At 63.0% G+C, this 15,822-nt stretch carries 9 protein-coding genes, 2 tRNA genes and 2 rRNA genes (1 of these 13 running past the window's edge); 7 read left to right on the forward strand and 6 right to left on the reverse strand.

Features of this window, described 5'->3' with window-relative positions; genetic code table 11:
• Positions 1-32: 32 nt before the first annotated feature.
• The 3 genes from QX070_RS07290 to QX070_RS07300 all read right to left on the reverse strand — a co-directional run bounded on the left by QX070_RS07290 (position 33) and on the right by QX070_RS07300 (position 2,436).
• A complete protein-coding gene (locus tag QX070_RS07290) occupies positions 33-263 on the reverse strand; it encodes a hypothetical protein (RefSeq protein ID WP_315736244.1) in 231 nt (76 codons plus the stop codon).
• A gap of 113 nt (positions 264-376) precedes the next feature.
• Entirely contained in the window at positions 377-1,513 is a 1,137-nt protein-coding gene (locus QX070_RS07295) for a hypothetical protein (protein ID WP_315736245.1), read from the reverse strand.
• A 191-nt stretch (positions 1,514-1,704) separates the two neighbouring features.
• Complete coding sequence (locus tag QX070_RS07300) at positions 1,705-2,436, reverse strand: BTAD domain-containing putative transcriptional regulator (protein WP_315736246.1); 732 nt, start codon at positions 2,434-2,436, stop codon at positions 1,705-1,707.
• A 375-nt stretch (positions 2,437-2,811) separates the two neighbouring features.
• On the opposite strand from QX070_RS07300, the gene QX070_RS07305 reads away from it, so the two are divergent.
• On the forward strand, positions 2,812-3,231 hold the full coding sequence (locus QX070_RS07305; RefSeq protein ID WP_315736247.1) for a secondary thiamine-phosphate synthase enzyme YjbQ: 420 nt from the start codon (positions 2,812-2,814) through the stop codon (positions 3,229-3,231).
• A gap of 389 nt (positions 3,232-3,620) precedes the next feature.
• Here the strand turns inward: QX070_RS07305 and QX070_RS07310 are convergent, their stop codons facing one another.
• A complete protein-coding gene (locus QX070_RS07310; RefSeq protein WP_315736248.1) occupies positions 3,621-4,484 on the reverse strand; it encodes an alpha/beta hydrolase in 864 nt (287 codons plus the stop codon).
• A gap of 256 nt (positions 4,485-4,740) precedes the next feature.
• On the opposite strand from QX070_RS07310, the gene QX070_RS07315 reads away from it, so the two are divergent.
• The gene (locus QX070_RS07315; RefSeq protein ID WP_409998896.1) at positions 4,741-5,397 is read left to right on the forward strand and encodes a TIGR02594 family protein; all 657 of its coding nucleotides are present in this window, start codon (positions 4,741-4,743) and stop codon (positions 5,395-5,397) included.
• A 205-nt stretch (positions 5,398-5,602) separates the two neighbouring features.
• On the opposite strand, the gene QX070_RS07320 is transcribed toward QX070_RS07315, so the two are convergent.
• Positions 5,603-6,388: an MOSC domain-containing protein gene (locus QX070_RS07320; RefSeq protein WP_315736250.1), complete on the reverse strand. Its 786-nt coding sequence runs from the start codon at positions 6,386-6,388 to the stop codon at positions 5,603-5,605.
• A gap of 222 nt (positions 6,389-6,610) precedes the next feature.
• Here QX070_RS07320 and clpB point away from each other — a divergent pair, with 222 nt between their 5' ends.
• The gene (gene clpB, locus QX070_RS07325) at positions 6,611-9,250 is read left to right on the forward strand and encodes an ATP-dependent chaperone ClpB (protein ID WP_315736251.1); all 2,640 of its coding nucleotides are present in this window, start codon (positions 6,611-6,613) and stop codon (positions 9,248-9,250) included.
• A gap of 98 nt (positions 9,251-9,348) precedes the next feature.
• Here the strand turns inward: clpB and QX070_RS07330 are convergent, their stop codons facing one another.
• Positions 9,349-11,412, reverse strand: coding sequence for a M23 family metallopeptidase (locus tag QX070_RS07330; protein ID WP_315736252.1), 2,064 nt, complete (start codon positions 11,410-11,412; stop codon positions 9,349-9,351).
• Between the two features lie 807 nt (positions 11,413-12,219).
• Here QX070_RS07330 and QX070_RS07335 point away from each other — a divergent pair.
• The 4 genes from QX070_RS07335 to QX070_RS07350 all read left to right on the forward strand — a co-directional run.
• Positions 12,220-13,708 (forward strand): 16S ribosomal RNA (locus QX070_RS07335).
• Between the two features lie 239 nt (positions 13,709-13,947).
• Positions 13,948-14,024: transfer RNA gene (locus QX070_RS07340), tRNA-Ile, on the forward strand.
• Between the two features lie 106 nt (positions 14,025-14,130).
• Positions 14,131-14,206, forward strand: a tRNA-Ala gene (locus QX070_RS07345).
• A 424-nt stretch (positions 14,207-14,630) separates the two neighbouring features.
• Positions 14,631-15,822: ribosomal RNA gene (locus tag QX070_RS07350) — 23S ribosomal RNA — on the forward strand; it runs 1,653 nt beyond the window's last position.
• Together the 16S and 23S rRNA genes with 2 tRNA genes alongside form the textbook arrangement of a ribosomal RNA operon.

Raw genomic sequence — 15,822 nt, forward strand, 5'->3', positions numbered from 1 at the left:
GCTCGTGACATCGTCGGGAGGCGCCGCTGAAGTCAGCCGGCGCCAAAGGGTTTCAGCGGAGCGTTCGGCTCCACCACGATCGTGCTGAAAGTCGATCGGAGGCGATCGGCCTGGCTCTTCGTCATCGACAGGATGACGACGTCAGGTGCGACCTGACCGACGCGTTTCACGCTGGGCTCGCGGCTCAAGTGATCAGCGAGCTGGCCGGACTTGACCGGCTCGCCTTGCACGATGAATTCCTGTTCTGAGTTCGGATCCGCCATGCGTCGTTCCCTCCATGTCAGGTCGGCGGTGGGCGGACTTTTCGTGCGCCCACCGCTTCACTCTCTTGGACCCGCGTTGCGATGTCGCGGGTCGTTGCTTCCAATCGGTCGTCCTAGTGCATCGTGCCGGCGGGCTGGCCGGTGCTGAAGATGCCGAGCGTGTGCCCGATGTTGAGGCCGGTCTGCGCGCCCTGTCCGATCTTCTTCAGCACGCTCCAGAAGCCCTGCAGCTCCATGTCGGTGGGCTGCGCCGCGGCCTGCTGGCCCGGCTGGCCGGCGCTGAAGATGCCGAGATTGTGCCCGACGTCGAGGCCGGTCTGGACGCCCTGTCCGATCTTCTTGAGCACGCTCCAGAAGCTCTGCAGCTCCATGTCGGTCGGCTGCGCGGCCGCCGCCTGCTGGCCCGGCTGGCCGGCGCTGAAGATGCCGAGATTGTGGCCGACATCGAGGCCGGTCTGGACGCCCTGGCCGATCTTCTTGAGCACGCTCCAGAAGCTCTGCAGCTCCATGTCGGTCGGCTGCGCCGCCGCAGCGGCTTGCGGACCGGTGCTGAAGATGCCGAGGTTGTGGCCGACATTGATGCCGGTCTGGACGCCCTGACCGATCTTCTTGAGCACGCTCCAGAAGCCCTGCAGTTCCATGTCGGTCGGCTGCGCCGCGGCGGTGGCGGCTTGCGGACCGGTGCTGAAGATGCCGAGGTTGTGGCCGACATTGATGCCGGTCTGGACGCCCTGACCGATCTTCTTGAGCACGCTCCAGAAGCCCTGCAGCTCCATGTCGGTCGGCTGTGCCGCGGCGGTGGCGGCTTGCGGACCGACGCTGAAGATGCCGAGGTTGTGGCCGACGTTGAGGCCGGTCTGGGCGCCCTGTCCGATCTTCTTGAGCACGCTCCAGAAGCCCTGCAGCTCCATGTCGGTCGGCTGCGCCGCGGCGGCGGCCTGCGGATCGGTGCTGAAGATGCCGAGGTTGTGGCCGACATTGAGGCCGGTCTGGACGCCCTGTCCGATCTTCTTGAGCACGCTCCAGAAGCCCTGCAACTCCATCTCCGACGGCTGCTCGGTGCCGGGGCCGACGGAGAACGGCGCGAACCCGCCCGCGATTCCGCCGATGGCGCCGCCGAAGTCCCGGCCGGTCTTGCCGCCGATCAGACGTCCGATCGCTTGTCCGGCGAACCTGCCGAGAACGGAGCCGAAGATCCCTTCGGGATTCAGTTGACCAAAGTCCTCAGTCGATTGCTGCATGCCACTCATGTTGAGCCTCCTCGCTCGTTATCTGACCTCTGAGCGACGCGCCGCTTGACCTCATCAGGAGTAGTTGCTGCGCGACGTCGATCGAGGGCGATGTTGCGCGTGTGGCCGTGATGCAAGTGTCAAGCGGGGCGTGAAAGTGCCGTCAAAATCGATCATGTGAGGCACGCATGGAGCAAGGGTCGCGCGGATCGTCAGACGCGAAGCATGCGCCTGATTTCGCGTTGCAGGGTTTCGGTTTCGCTCTCCGGTGTGGCACCGACCTGCTTGCGCAGGACGGTGCGGCAGAAGTCATATTGACGCAGGGCGTCGGCGCGGCGACCCTGCTGTGCGTAGCAGCGCATCAGGGTGCGGTGGACGTCCTCCTGCAGCGGATCGGCGGCCAGCACGCGCAACGAGAAGGTCTTGGCGATCTCCACATGTTCCGGGCCGCCGACGTCCAGCAGGCCCGCGATGGCCCGTATCGCTCGCGTCTTCAGTCGTTGACGCTCGGCGGAGAGCCATGCCTCGAACGCGCAGGACGTCGAGCTGATGCCGTCGAGCAACTCGCCTCGGAACAGCGCGGCGGCGCGCGCCATGGTTTCCAGATCGCCGAGCTGCAGCAGCAGCTCGAACTCCTGCACGTCGGTGCTGACGGCGTTCGGATGGATGCGGATGTCGTCCCGTTCCGCAGAAATGATGTCGGCGCATTGCGGCAGCACCCGGCGCAGCGTCAACAGGGCCTGGCGAAGGTTTGCGCGCGCGTTGTCGCCGAAGCGGCCTTCCCATAGGAGTGCGGCAAGCTTGCTGCGTGAAATGCCGTGCGGAGAGGTAAGGGCGAGATAGCCCAGGAGTGTTGCAGCCTTGCGGCTTGGGATGACGACCTGCTCGCCGGAGACGCGTTTGATTTCAAGACCGCCAAAGAGATTGATACGCAGCAGACTCATTGTCTCTCTCCTCTGAATGGCGACTCGCTGCGATCGGCGTCAGCCTGCAGAAGTCGAGCTTCTCGTGCGATGAGAATGAGCGGCTGCAGCCGGATCAGGTCTGCACAGTCGTCGCCGAAGGGCGAGCCGCCACGCTGTCGTTGTCATCGTCGAAATGAGATCGGCAATGCAGTTAAGTCTGTCCGAGCAACGTTCGGTTCAATCTTGGATTGTATGACGAAGCGACACCGGGCCGGCTGGGCTTGCAGTATGCACTCCATCGGGTCCAGTCTGCGCGCAGCCGGAACCGCACGCTGTGAGCTACGGCACACTCGAGGACGGACACGCGCGTTGCGGTATCCTCTGGCCATGGTGATGAAGCACGGGATTGTTCCGATGAGATCGTTCCGCAAGGAACTTTGGTTCCAGACACCGGGCCGTCGCGCCTTCATCAACATCACGGATGATGTCGAGGCGGCGCTGAAGGAGAGCGGGGTGCGCGAGGGACTCGTGCTGGTCAACGCCATGCACATCACCGCGTCGGTCTTCATCAATGACGACGAGAGCGGGCTGCATTTCGACTACGAGCAATGGCTGGAGAAGCTGGCGCCGCACGAGCCGGTGGCGGGCTATCGCCACAACCTGACCGGCGAGGACAATGCCGACGCCCACATGAAGCGCCAGATCATGGGCCGCGAGGTCGTGGTCGCGATCACCGGCGGCAAGCTCGATTTCGGTCCGTGGGAGCAGATCTTCTACGGCGAGTTCGATGGCGGGCGGCGCAAGCGCGTGCTGATCAAGATCATCGGCGAGTAGGCGAGTCCGTCGCGACATTGGCAGGGCTTGCTCGAACAGGCCGTCATTGCGAGGAGCGCAAGCGACGAAGCAATCCAGGGCCACGACGGTAGCTTGTCTGCGTAGCCCTGGATCGCTTCGCTGGCGCTCGCGATGACGGAGGAGGTAGCAATAGCCTCAGCTGTCATGCCCGCGCAGGCTGGCATCCAGCACACCGTGGCCTCTCGGGCGATCCCACTGCCATCTCGCAACACTGGATCGCGGCGCCGCGCGCGCTTGGCCTGATCGTCACGGCAGAGTCCGATTCATGCTGGACGTGATCGTCGCTGGAATGGGCAAAGCCGGCTCGAAGCAGCCTGGCCCGCTGCGCCTTGCGTGTCGAGCAGAGCCGGAACGCTTCGGCTGCGCAACTATCCCGCCATCGACCGCGGATCCCGCGGCCCCCATCGCCCGGCCTCGACCAGCGCGATGAAGCGCTCGACCGACGCGTTGAACAGCGCCGGCTCCTCCAGATTCAACACATGGCCGGACTTCGGGAAGAACGTCAGCCCCGATGCCGGCAGGTGCTGCTTGAGGAACAGGCTCGGCGCGATGCAGGCGTCGTCCTCGTCGCCGCAGATGATGAGGGTCGGCGTCGGCACGCCGCGGATGGCGTCGGTCATTGTAAAGATCGAGGGCCGGCCACCCTGGAAACCGCGCATGGTGTTGGCCGAGCCTGTTGCGTCGTGGCGGGCGAGGGCGGCGTAGAAGTCGGCGTGGCCGCGCGGGTCCTTGACCAGGAAGGGAATGCGGCCGGGCGCCTCGCGCGTCACCCTGGCGGTCTCGGCTGAGCCCAGGGTCTCGAACTGCTCGGCGGTCGCGCGGCACTGGGCGCGGAAGGCGTCGAGTTGCTCAAGGCTGGAGCCTGAGCCGACCCCGGCCAGCACCATCGAGCGGATGCGCCCCGGCGCGTTCAGCGCCACCTGCAGCGAGGAATAGGAGCCCATCGACAGGCCGACGAAGTGGGCGCTGGCGATGCCGAGATGGTCCAGCACCGCCAGCGCGTCGGTGTAGAAGTGCACGTAGCTGTAGACGTCGGGCGCGGCCGGCACGTCCGAGGGCGTGTAGCCGCGCGCGGCGTAGGCGATGCAGCGGTGGCGCCGCGCGAAGTAGCGCAGCTGCGGCTCCCAATTGGTGTGGTCGGCGGCGAACTCGTGCAGGAAGATGAGCGGCGTGCCGGCGCCGACCTCTTCGAAATAGAGGCGAACGCCGTCTTTCGCCGTTGCGTGGGGCATCGTCAGCTCCTCCCGTGTCACGTGTTGCATGATGACGAGTCGCGCGACACGCGACAATGGTCGGGCCAGCGCCTTGTTTTCGCCGCGACATAGACTCGGAATCACCCTCTCGTCGCCAGCCTTTCGCCGTCGATGGTCATGGTTTCGTCACACCGCAACATTTTACGGACCGCCGCTGGCGGCTTGCAGAGGGGCCGCGCTGAGGGACCAGGGGGTGCCAAGTCAGGTACTGGGGGAAGTAACAGAAGGATTGAGTATGGTTGTGTCTACCCTTCGCCGGTCGCTTCACATCGTTGCGTTAACCATGTGCTCGGCAGTCGTCGCCGTCACCGCAACACCGGCTTCGGCCCGTCCGCATCACGGCTCCGGGCATCATGCCCACCGCAGCCACGGCGGCCATCACTACGCAAGATATCATCACCACGGCCGGTCCGTCGCCCGGTTGTCGCGCTGGGAGCGCGGCGTGGCGCGGGTGCAGGTGAGCGGCGTTGCCGACGCGCAGGCCAGCGTCATGATGCCGGGCACGGCGTCTGACGGCATGGCGTCGTCCGGCGGCTTCGGCGGTGGCAGCAGCGTCGTCTCCGCGGCGCGCAGCTTCATCGGCAGCGGCAACCCGACCGGCCGGCGCAGCCTGTGGTGCGCCCGTTTCATGAACATGGTGCTGGAGCGGACCGGCCATCGCGGCACCGGCTCCGACATGGCGCGCTCGTTCGCGAGCTATGGCCAGCGCGTCTCCGGCCCGCAGGTCGGCGCGATCGCGGTCATGAGCCGCCGTGGCGGCGGACATGTCGGCGTGGTCTCGGGCGTCGATGCCCAGGGCAACCCGATCGTCATCTCCGGCAACAACGGCAACCGCGTGCGCGAGACCGCGGTGTCGCGCGGCCGGGTGTATGCGTATGTGATGCCGAACTAACCAATCTCGAACTGATGAATCGAGCCGTCGAGGCTCGCTCGGTGTGCGCCTCCCCCGCTTGCGGGGGAGGTCGCATCGCATCGAAGATGCGATGCGGGTGGGGGAAGTCTCTCCACACGAAGATTTTCGGGTGGGGCGGCCCCCACCCCAACCCTCCCCCGCACGCGGGAGAGGGGGCGCGCCGCCGATGCGGCCAGCGCTCGAACTACACCAGCCGCGGCTGCTCCACGGCGAGTTCGTCGCCAACGGCGATATCACCGGCTTCGATCACCTCGGCATAGATGCCGCATTCATTGTTGCCGCGCCGGGTCATCAGCGCGGGCGGGATGTCGAGGTCGCGGGCGGCCGTGTCCGGGTCGACGTTGACCGCGGCGCAGCGGGTGGTGGTCTTCACGACCTTGAGCCGCGCCGAGCCGATGCGCAGCGTCTCGCCCATGAGCGAGGTCTCGTGCCAGGCCTGCCAGCCGGTGACGTAGACGTTGGCGCGGAAGCGCAGCGGGTGCACGGGAGCGCCGACCAAAGTCTCGATCTCCGCGATGGAGGCGAGGTTGATGATCGAGACCACCTTGCGCGCCAGGTCCGTGAAACTGTAGCCGCCGCCCGACAGCAGCTTTGGTGGCCCGCGCAGCTCGTCGGCGAACTCGCCTGCGAAGAAGCGCTCGATCGCCGCGCGGCCTTCGGGGCTCTCGAGATCGCCTTGCACGACGACGGCGTCGTCCCTGCGGATGGTGAGGATATTCGTCGCGTCGTCGAACACGGTCTTGAAGCCGGCGAGGCGCTCGTTGCGCATCAGCATGAGATACGCCGTCTTCGGCCGCCAGACCGGAGCGTCCGGATCGAACCCGCTGGGGCCGTTCTCCAAGGCGTAGCGGCGGTCGGCCGGCAAGGTCTGGCCGATCCGCAAAGGTGCCGTCTGCAATGGTTCCGGGGTAAGGCCCTTGACCGGATAGCGGTACAGGCCGGCGATGCGCGCGGGAGGGGTCTGGCTCATGCCGCCTCATAGGAGATTCCCATGGCCGCGGCCAGGGCACACGAATTTGTGAAACGGCCTCTTCCGTTTTTGGCCCGCCTTCCCACATTTCAGCTCAAGCCGGGCGCAAGCCGGCGACGTCAGGGGTGCGGCGTTGATGGACGTCAACGTGCGCGGTCCGAAACCCAATGAAGATGCTGAAATCGTGCCTTCGGGGCGTCACAGCAGGCTGAGGGAAATATCATGAATATCGAAAAATATACCGAGCGCGCCCGGGGCTTCATCCAATCGGCGCAATCGCTGGCCGTGCGCGACGGCCATCAGCAGTTCTCGCCGCTGCATCTGCTGAAAGTCCTGCTCGACGACGGCGAGGGACTCGCGGGCGGTCTCATCGACCGCGCCGGCGGCAATTCGCGCGCGATCCTGAAAGCGACCGAGGATGCGCTGGGCAAGCTGCCGAAGGTGTCGGGCAGCGGCGCCGGACAGGTCTATCTGTCGCCCGAGCTGGCGCGCGCCTTCGACGCGGCGGAGAAGGCGGCCGAGAAGGCCGGCGATAGTTTTGTCACGGTCGAGCGGCTGCTGCTCGGGCTGACGCTGGAGAAGAACAGCGAAGCAGGCGGCATCCTCGCCAAGGGCGGCGTCACCGCGCAGAACCTCAACGCGGCGATCGAATCCCTGCGCAAGGGCCGTACCGCCGACTCGGCGACCGCCGAGAATGCGTATGATGCGCTGAAGAAATATGCCCGCGACCTGACCCAGGCGGCGCGCGACGGCAAGCTCGATCCGGTGATCGGCCGCGACGAGGAGATCCGCCGTACGATTCAAGTTCTGTCCCGGCGCACCAAGAACAATCCCGTACTGATCGGCGAGCCCGGCGTCGGCAAGACCGCGATCGTCGAGGGCCTCGCGCTGCGCATCGTCAATGGCGACGTGCCGGAGAGCCTGAAGGACAAGCGGCTGTTGTCGCTCGATCTCGGCTCCCTGATCGCGGGCGCGAAATATCGCGGCGAGTTCGAGGAGCGGCTGAAGGCCGTGCTGCAGGAGGTCACGTCGGCCGAAGGCACCTTCGTGCTGTTCATCGACGAGATGCATACCCTGATCGGCGCCGGCAAGGCCGACGGCGCGATGGATGCGTCGAACCTGCTGAAGCCCGCGCTCGCTCGCGGCGAGCTGCACTGCATCGGCGCGACCACGCTCGACGAGTATCAGAAGCATGTCGAGAAGGACGCCGCGCTGGCGCGGCGCTTCCAGCCGGTCTACGTCACCGAGCCGACGGTCGAGGACACCATCTCGATCCTGCGCGGCCTGAAGGATAAATACGAGCAGCATCACGGCGTGCGCATCACCGATTCCGCGCTGGTGGCCTCGGCGACGCTGTCGAACCGCTACATCACCGACCGCTTCCTGCCCGACAAGGCCATCGACCTGATGGACGAGGCGGGCGCGCGGCTGAAGATGCAGGTCGATTCCAAGCCGGAAGAGCTGGATTCGATGGATCGCGAGATCATCCGGCTCAAGATCGAGCAGGAAGCGCTGAAGAAGGAGACCGATCCGGGATCCAAGAGCCGGCTGCTGACCTTGGAAAAGGAGCTCGCCGATCTCTCGGAGAAGTCGGCTGGCCTGACTGCGCGCTGGAGCGCGGAGAAGGACAAGCTGTCGAACGCGCAGAAGCTCAAGAGCGAGCTGGACGGCCTGCGCATCGAGCTCGCCAACGCGCAGCGCCGCGGCGAGTATCAGAAGGCGGGCGAGCTGGCCTATGGCCGCATCCCGGAGCTGGAGAAGCAGCTGGCCGACATCGAGGCCAAGGAGAATGCCGGCGAGATGATGGAGGAGGCGGTCACCGCCAACCACATCGCGCAGGTGGTCTCGCGCTGGACCGGCGTGCCTGTGGACAAGATGCTCGAGGGCGAGAAGGACAAGCTCCTGCGCATGGAGGATTCTCTCGGCAAGCGCGTCGTCGGCCAGTTCGAGGCCGTGCATGCGGTCGCGACCGCCGTGCGGCGCTCGCGCGCCGGCCTGCAGGACCCGAACCGACCGATGGGCTCGTTCATGTTCTTGGGCCCCACCGGTGTCGGCAAGACCGAGCTGACCAAGGCGCTCGCCGAGTATCTGTTCAACGACGAGACCGCGATGGTCCGGCTCGACATGTCCGAGTACATGGAGAAGCACTCGGTGTCGCGGCTGATCGGCGCGCCTCCCGGCTATGTCGGCTATGACGAGGGCGGAGCGCTGACAGAGGCCGTGCGGCGCCGGCCGTACCAGGTCGTCTTGTTCGACGAGATCGAGAAGGCGCATCCGGATGTCTTCAACGTGCTGCTGCAGGTGCTCGACGACGGCCGCCTGACCGACGGCCAGGGCCGCACCGTCGACTTCCGCAACACGCTGATCATCATGACCAGCAATCTCGGCTCCGAGTTCCTGGTCAATCAGCCGGAGGGCGAGGATACGTCGGAGGTTCGCGAGCTGGTGATGGGCACGGTGCGCGGGCATTTCCGGCCCGAGTTCCTCAACCGCGTCGACGAGATCATCCTGTTCCACCGCTTGCAGAAGAGCGAGATGGGGCGGATCGTCGAGATCCAGTTCACACGGCTCCAGAAGCTGCTGGAGGAGCGCAAGATCACCTTGTCGCTGGATGGCGACGCGCGCGACTGGCTCGCCGCCAAGGGCTGGGATCCGGCCTACGGCGCACGTCCCTTGAAGCGGGTGATCCAGCGCAGCGTGCAGGATCCGCTCGCCGAGATGATCCTCGCCGGCGATGTCAAGGACGGCGACAAGGTCGCCATCTCCTCGGAAGGCAATGTGCTGACCTTCAACGGCAAGGCGCATCGCACCGCCGAGATCGCGACGTTCGAGGCGCCGATCCCGAAGCGCAAGCTGAACTGAAGCGGCGCTGCGCCGAACTGAAACGGAAGCGGCCCGCGCTGAGCGATCAGCGCGGGCCGTTTTCAGTTGAACGCGCCTTTGGGGAGCGAGGGTCTCGCTCAGCGGCTGACCTGGATCGGGCCGGCGTCGGAGATGCGCGAGGCACCGGCGCCGCGGCTGGTCATCATCTGGTCGACGCGATCGCGCTCCTTCTCGAAGCTGGCCATGATCTGGCCTTCGAGCGACCGGCCGCGCGGCAGCTTCACGCGCATCGGGTCGACGAAGCGGCCGTTGACCAGGATCTCATAGTGGACGTGCGGGCCGGTCGACATGCCGGTCGAGCCGACGAAACCGACGACCTGGCCCTGGCGCACGCGCTTGCCGGGCTCCATGCCCTTGGCAAACGCCGACAAGTGGCCATAGGCCGTCTCGTAGCCGTTGTTGTGCTTGATCCGGATGTACTTGCCGTAACCGCCTTCGGTGCCGACCTTCTCGAGAACACCGTTGCCGGAGGCGAAGATCGGGGTGCCGTAGGCGGTGGCCCAGTCGACGCCGGTGTGCATCTTTACATAGCCGAGGATCGGATGGCGGCGGCCGCCGAAGCCGGAGCGCATGATCGCGTTGTTGACCGGCTTGCGCACCAGGAACTTCTTCGCGCTCTTCCCGGTCTCGTCGTAATAGTCGACGACGCTGTCGTCGGGGGTCTGGAACCGGTAGTATTTCTTGGTCTCGCCGCCGACCGTCAGCGCAGCGAACAGCACCTCGGTCTTGTCGTTGTTGCCGGGCTTGTCGTCATCGTCGCCGGCATAGAAGACGTCGAACGAATCGCCCGGCTGCACCTTGCGCTGGAAGTCGACGTCGTAGGAATAGATCCGGACCATGTCCTCGATGACCGGCGTGGGCACCTTGTTGCGCATCGCCGTCTCGTAGATGCTCTGATAGAGGCGGACACCGGTGCCGTCATCCTCCTCGTCATTGGTGTTGTCGGCGGTCTCGGTGACCGTGTTCATGCTCTGCGCGTCCACGGCGACGTATCGTCCGAGGTCCGACAGCGCGGCCACCGCCTCGATCATGGTGTCGTTGGCGATGATGACCCGGAACGGCTGCAGCCGGGCGCCGGGGGCAGGGCCGGACGGCGCCATCAGGATACGGAGCTTCTCACCTTCCTTCAGCCCGCCGTCACGGCCGCGTGGGCCGAGCTGGGCGGCAATCGCCCTGGCCTCGTCGGGCGTCGCGCCCTGGTCGCGCAGGATCGAGGTGACGGTATCGCCCTTCTTGACCAGGTGGACACGCTCGCCGAGCGGATTGCCGCCGGTGATCTGGTCCTTGGTCTTGGGGAGCAAGGTGACATTTTCCGGCACCACCCGGGTCTCGAAGCCGGCGTAAGGATCTGGCGAGGTGCCGTCATTGGCGTAGGACAGTTTCAGGTCGCCGCCTTGGACGGCCTGTGCACCGGCCGCGTCAGCGGCGGCATTGGCGAGCGAGGCGTAGCGGACGCCGCCATTGTTGCCGCGCCAGTTCGCCGCATCGCGAACCCGCATGACGATTTCGTCGAGCGCCACCGAGGTCGCGATCTTCGCCTTGGGGAGCACCGCGGCGAGATCCTTGGTCACGAACGAGACTTCGGCGTCGGGCTCGACGGCCTCCGGATTGTTCGGATCCTCGCCGGACCCGGTCTTGTCGTTGTCGGTGTCGCTCAGCAGGCGCTGGGCGTTGAACGGCGGGATCTTGGCGGAAAGATCGCTCGTCGTCATCGACAGGTTGCCCGAGATCCGGACATAGGGACGGACCCGGATCAGCTCGCGCGATCCGGCGCGGGTCACGGTCGAGATGCGCACCACATTGCGCGCCGCCGCCGCTTCGCTCGGCGGCGGCAGGCGATCGCTCTTGCGCAGGGTGGCAACGCGGTCATTGGCGCCGAAGGCGCCGCGCAGCGCGCTCTCCATCCGCTCCGGCATGCGAGCGAAGGTCATTTCGCCGTCGAGCGACGCAAAAACGGCGCCGCCGATCAGGGCTGCGCCGCATAGACCAGTCAGAATCGTACCGGAGAACCATTGCACGGAGACGCGGCGGCGATCGATCACCGCGGCCTCGGAGCCATCGACCGATAGCGGCGGCTCATGACCGAGATCGATCATGCCGACCTCGCGTCCATACCCCCCGCGTGACGTCCGATGGTTCAACCTTCGTCCCCCAAGTTCAAAGTCAGCGCCGAAATCACTCAGCTGCCGGTCGGCTTAACGTCCAAGACAAACGGCTCGGAATGATGGCGCGCTTCTGACGGTTCGAGACTCTCTGGCCCGAAAGCCGGAATCCGCGAACCGCTATTGTTCTTCAGGATCTCTCGATGTCGTCTCGGCCGTATGAGTCAGGCGAAGGGCTCGCCACTTCCTTGATCTGGATCATCCTTGAATCGATGGCGGTCCCCGCTGGACCCAAATCAACCCAGGTCGATGCTTAACAAATCGTCGCAGGATTGTGGCCCAAGTGGGGCACGAAGTCCGCAAGAAGTCTGGGTTCTCTGGCCGTCCCGGAAAAAATGATTCGATGCGACGTTTTGTTGACATTGGGCGTTGACACCCCGATCGGACCCCCCTATAAGCACGATCACTGAGCGCGGCGCCGCTTCGGGACACACCGAGGCGAGCATTCGCGCCAATATTGCTCCTCACTTCTGTTGAGTGATGCACAACCGGTAGAACCCGGTTGCTCATCGACGTCGGAAAAGGTTGGGCGACCCCTCCATTCGAGGGTGGGACCGAGGTCCCGGGCTGTTTGACAAGTGAAGATGAAGAAAGAGAAACGTGGACGGCGGAGTCCTTGCGGGTCTCGGGATTGAGGGTTTCGGCTTTTGGTTCTGGGATCGGACGAGAAGACTTCGGCGGACAATGTTTCAAAGGTAACACCATGGTTTTCGCGCTGTGAAGCGTGGAGATCGATTGGTGGGACCTCGTCAAACGTTGTGATCAGCCGGTTCAAAGCTTCAAGTTCAACTTGAGAGTTTGATCCTGGCTCAGAGCGAACGCTGGCGGCAGGCTTAACACATGCAAGTCGAGCGGGCGTAGCAATACGTCAGCGGCAGACGGGTGAGTAACGCGTGGGAACGTACCTTTTGGTTCGGAACAACACAGGGAAACTTGTGCTAATACCGGATAAGCCCTTACGGGGAAAGATTTATCGCCGAAAGATCGGCCCGCGTCTGATTAGCTAGTTGGTGGGGTAATGGCCCACCAAGGCGACGATCAGTAGCTGGTCTGAGAGGATGATCAGCCACATTGGGACTGAGACACGGCCCAAACTCCTACGGGAGGCAGCAGTGGGGAATATTGGACAATGGGGGCAACCCTGATCCAGCCATGCCGCGTGAGTGATGAAGGCCCTAGGGTTGTAAAGCTCTTTTGTGCGGGAAGATAATGACGGTACCGCAAGAATAAGCCCCGGCTAACTTCGTGCCAGCAGCCGCGGTAATACGAAGGGGGCTAGCGTTGCTCGGAATCACTGGGCGTAAAGGGTGCGTAGGCGGGTCTTTAAGTCAGGGGTGAAATCCTGGAGCTCAACTCCAGAACTGCCTTTGATACTGAAGATCTTGAGTTCGGGAGAGGTGAGTGGAACTGCGAGTGTAGAGGTGAAATTCGTAGATATTCGCAAGAACACCAGTGGCGAAGGCGGCTCACTGGCCCGATACTGACGCTGAGGCACGAAAGCGTGGGGAGCAAACAGGATTAGATACCCTGGTAGTCCACGCCGTAAACGATGAATGCCAGCCGTTGGTGGGTTTACTCACCAGTGGCGCAGCTAACGCTTTAAGCATTCCGCCTGGGGAGTACGGTCGCAAGATTAAAACTCAAAGGAATTGACGGGGGCCCGCACAAGCGGTGGAGCATGTGGTTTAATTCGACGCAACGCGCAGAACCTTACCAGCCCTTGACATGTTTGGGACCGGTCGCAGAGATGTGACCTTCTCTTCGGAGCCCGAAACACAGGTGCTGCATGGCTGTCGTCAGCTCGTGTCGTGAGATGTTGGGTTAAGTCCCGCAACGAGCGCAACCCCCGTCCTTAGTTGCTACCATTTAGTTGAGCACTCTAAGGAGACTGCCGGTGATAAGCCGCGAGGAAGGTGGGGATGACGTCAAGTCCTCATGGCCCTTACGGGCTGGGCTACACACGTGCTACAATGGCGGTGACAGTGGGAAGCTAAGGGGCAACCCTTCGCAAATCTCAAAAAGCCGTCTCAGTTCGGATTGGGCTCTGCAACTCGAGCCCATGAAGTTGGAATCGCTAGTAATCGTGGATCAGCACGCCACGGTGAATACGTTCCCGGGCCTTGTACACACCGCCCGTCACACCATGGGAGTTGGCTTTACCTGAAGGCGGTGCGCTAACCAGCAATGGAGGCAGCCGACCACGGTAGGGTCAGCGACTGGGGTGAAGTCGTAACAAGGTAGCCGTAGGGGAACCTGCGGCTGGATCACCTCCTTTCTAAGGATGGCTCTTCAGCAAGGTCAGATCTTCGGATCTGTCGCTTCTATCGAGCTGTTTTAGAAACATCAGGGGCCACCGAGACCGCCAGGTCTTGCGTGAGCTCCATTGGCGGGATTTCGCCGTCTTCGTTTCTCTTTCTTCGCGGACGAACACGCTGCCTGGGGCTGCGCGGTCGCTGCTTTTGCTTCGTAGGCTTTGGCCTTCGTTGGCCGGGTGGTGACGAGCTTCGAGCGTTAGGGCTTGTAGCTCAGTTGGTTAGAGCGCGCGCTTGATAAGCGTGAGGTCGGAAGTTCAAGTCTTCCCAGGCCCACCACGCTTCGCCTGCGGCTTCGCGTGGCACGCCGCGCTCTCCAATGAGCGAAGCGTGTCCGGCGTAGCCACTTGGCGAAGACGGGCGCTATGCTTCGTCTTCTGGTTACGGGGCCATAGCTCAGCTGGGAGAGCGCGTGCTTTGCAAGCATGAGGTCGTCGGTTCGATCCCGTCTGGCTCCACCAGATGGTTTGATTGCCGAGCGATCGCTTGACAGCGTTGGTTCAACATCGTCCGCGAGACAACACTTCGCATCTTCTGATCCTCACCGGGATTACAGAGGACTGCGTGTTATCTGACATCGTGAAGAGGAGATCGATCCGAGGAGGGTCGTGCAATGAAATGCCACCGCGCAAGCGGTCCGCGTTTCGACTTTGCACCGACGCCTTCACTATCTCCGGGTCATTTCGGCGCAGGCTGGAAGCTGTGAAGCATCCCGTCTGTTGTAAATGACTCTGTTAGCTGCGCTTGACCGCACGGCTATCGGTTCGATCTTAAGAAGCAAGCTGGTCTTTCTAATCATTGTCCGCGCTGCTCCAACGCTTGTCCCTCGGGACTTGTGGGAGCGGTGAACATTCTGCCGAGTGTGTGGACATTGATAATGAGAGCAATCAAGTGCCTTAAGGGTGTTCGGTGGATGCCTTGGCGCTGAGAGGCGATGAAGGACGTGCTACGCTGCGATAAGCCGTGGGGAGCTGCGAAGAAGCTTTGATCCGCGGATTTCCGAATGGGGAAACCCACCTTCGATAGCCGGAACTCCAAGACCTCCGGGTTTTGGTGTTCGATCAGGAGACTGTGACGATCCCGAGCCGTGAGGTTTTGGATTTCCGGTTATCAAGAGAAGGTATGAGACTTCTGAATCCATAGGAGGTTTCAAGCGAACCCAGGGAACTGAAACATCTAAGTACCTGGAGGAAAGGACATCAACCGAGACTCCGCTAGTAGTGGCGAGCGAACGCGGACCAGGCCAGTCATGAATGCAAGCCAACCAGAACCTGTCAGGAAAGCAGGGCCTCAGAGGGTGATAGCCCCGTATGGGTAATGCAAGCATTCATGCTCGAGTAAGGCGGGACACGTGAAATCCTGTCTGAACATGGGGGGACCACCCTCCAAGCCTAAGTACTCCTCAGCGACCGATAGTGAACCAGTACCGTGAGGGAAAGGTGAAAAGCACCCCGACGAGGGGAGTGAAATAGACCTGAAACCGGACACCTACAAACAGACGGAGCCCAAGATGCGTTCTGGGTGACGTCGTACCTTTTGTATTATGGGCCAGCGACTTAATTTAACGAGCAAGCTTAAGCCGATAGGCGTAGGCGTAGCGAAAGCGAGTCTGAATAGGGCGTCAAGTTCGTTGTATTAGACCCGAAACCTAGTGATCTAGCCATGAGCAGGTTGAAGGTGAGGTAACACTCACTGGAGGACCGAACGGGTGCCTGTTGAAAAAGGCTCCGATGACTTGTGGTTAGGGGTGAAAGGCCAATCAAACTGGGAAATAGCTGGTTCTCCGCGAAAGATATTTAGGTATCGCCTCGGACGAATACCTCAGGGGGTAGAGCACTGGATGGGCTAGGGGGACTTACCGTCTTACCAAACCCAACCAAACTCCGAATACCTGAGAGTACTATCCGGGAGTCACACGGCGGGTGCTAACGTCCGTCGTGGAGAGGGAAACAACCCTGACCTACAGCTAAGGCCCCCAATTCGTGGCTAAGTGGGAAAGGATGTGGAAATCCCAAAACAACCAGGAGGTTGGCTTAGAAGCAGCCATCCTTTAAAGAAAGCGTAACAGCTCACTGGT

This window comes from Bradyrhizobium sp. SZCCHNR1093 (assembly GCF_032381175.1).
GTDB lineage: Bacteria > Pseudomonadota > Alphaproteobacteria > Rhizobiales > Xanthobacteraceae > Bradyrhizobium.

Coding starts and splice junctions, on each gene's coding strand:
- QX070_RS07315 (WP_409998896.1), top strand. CDS start 4,741: ATGGTTGTGTCTACCCTTCGCCGGTCGCTTCACATCGTTGCGTTAACC.
- QX070_RS07300 (WP_315736246.1), bottom strand. CDS start 2,436: ATGAGTCTGCTGCGTATCAATCTCTTTGGCGGTCTTGAAATCAAACGC.
- QX070_RS07290 (WP_315736244.1), bottom strand. CDS start 263: ATGGCGGATCCGAACTCAGAACAGGAATTCATCGTGCAAGGCGAGCCG.
- QX070_RS07310 (WP_315736248.1), bottom strand. CDS start 4,484: ATGCCCCACGCAACGGCGAAAGACGGCGTTCGCCTCTATTTCGAAGAG.
- QX070_RS07320 (WP_315736250.1), bottom strand. CDS start 6,388: ATGAGCCAGACCCCTCCCGCGCGCATCGCCGGCCTGTACCGCTATCCG.
- QX070_RS07305 (WP_315736247.1), top strand. CDS start 2,812: ATGAGATCGTTCCGCAAGGAACTTTGGTTCCAGACACCGGGCCGTCGC.
- QX070_RS07295 (WP_315736245.1), bottom strand. CDS start 1,513: ATGAGTGGCATGCAGCAATCGACTGAGGACTTTGGTCAACTGAATCCC.
- clpB (WP_315736251.1), top strand. CDS start 6,611: ATGAATATCGAAAAATATACCGAGCGCGCCCGGGGCTTCATCCAATCG.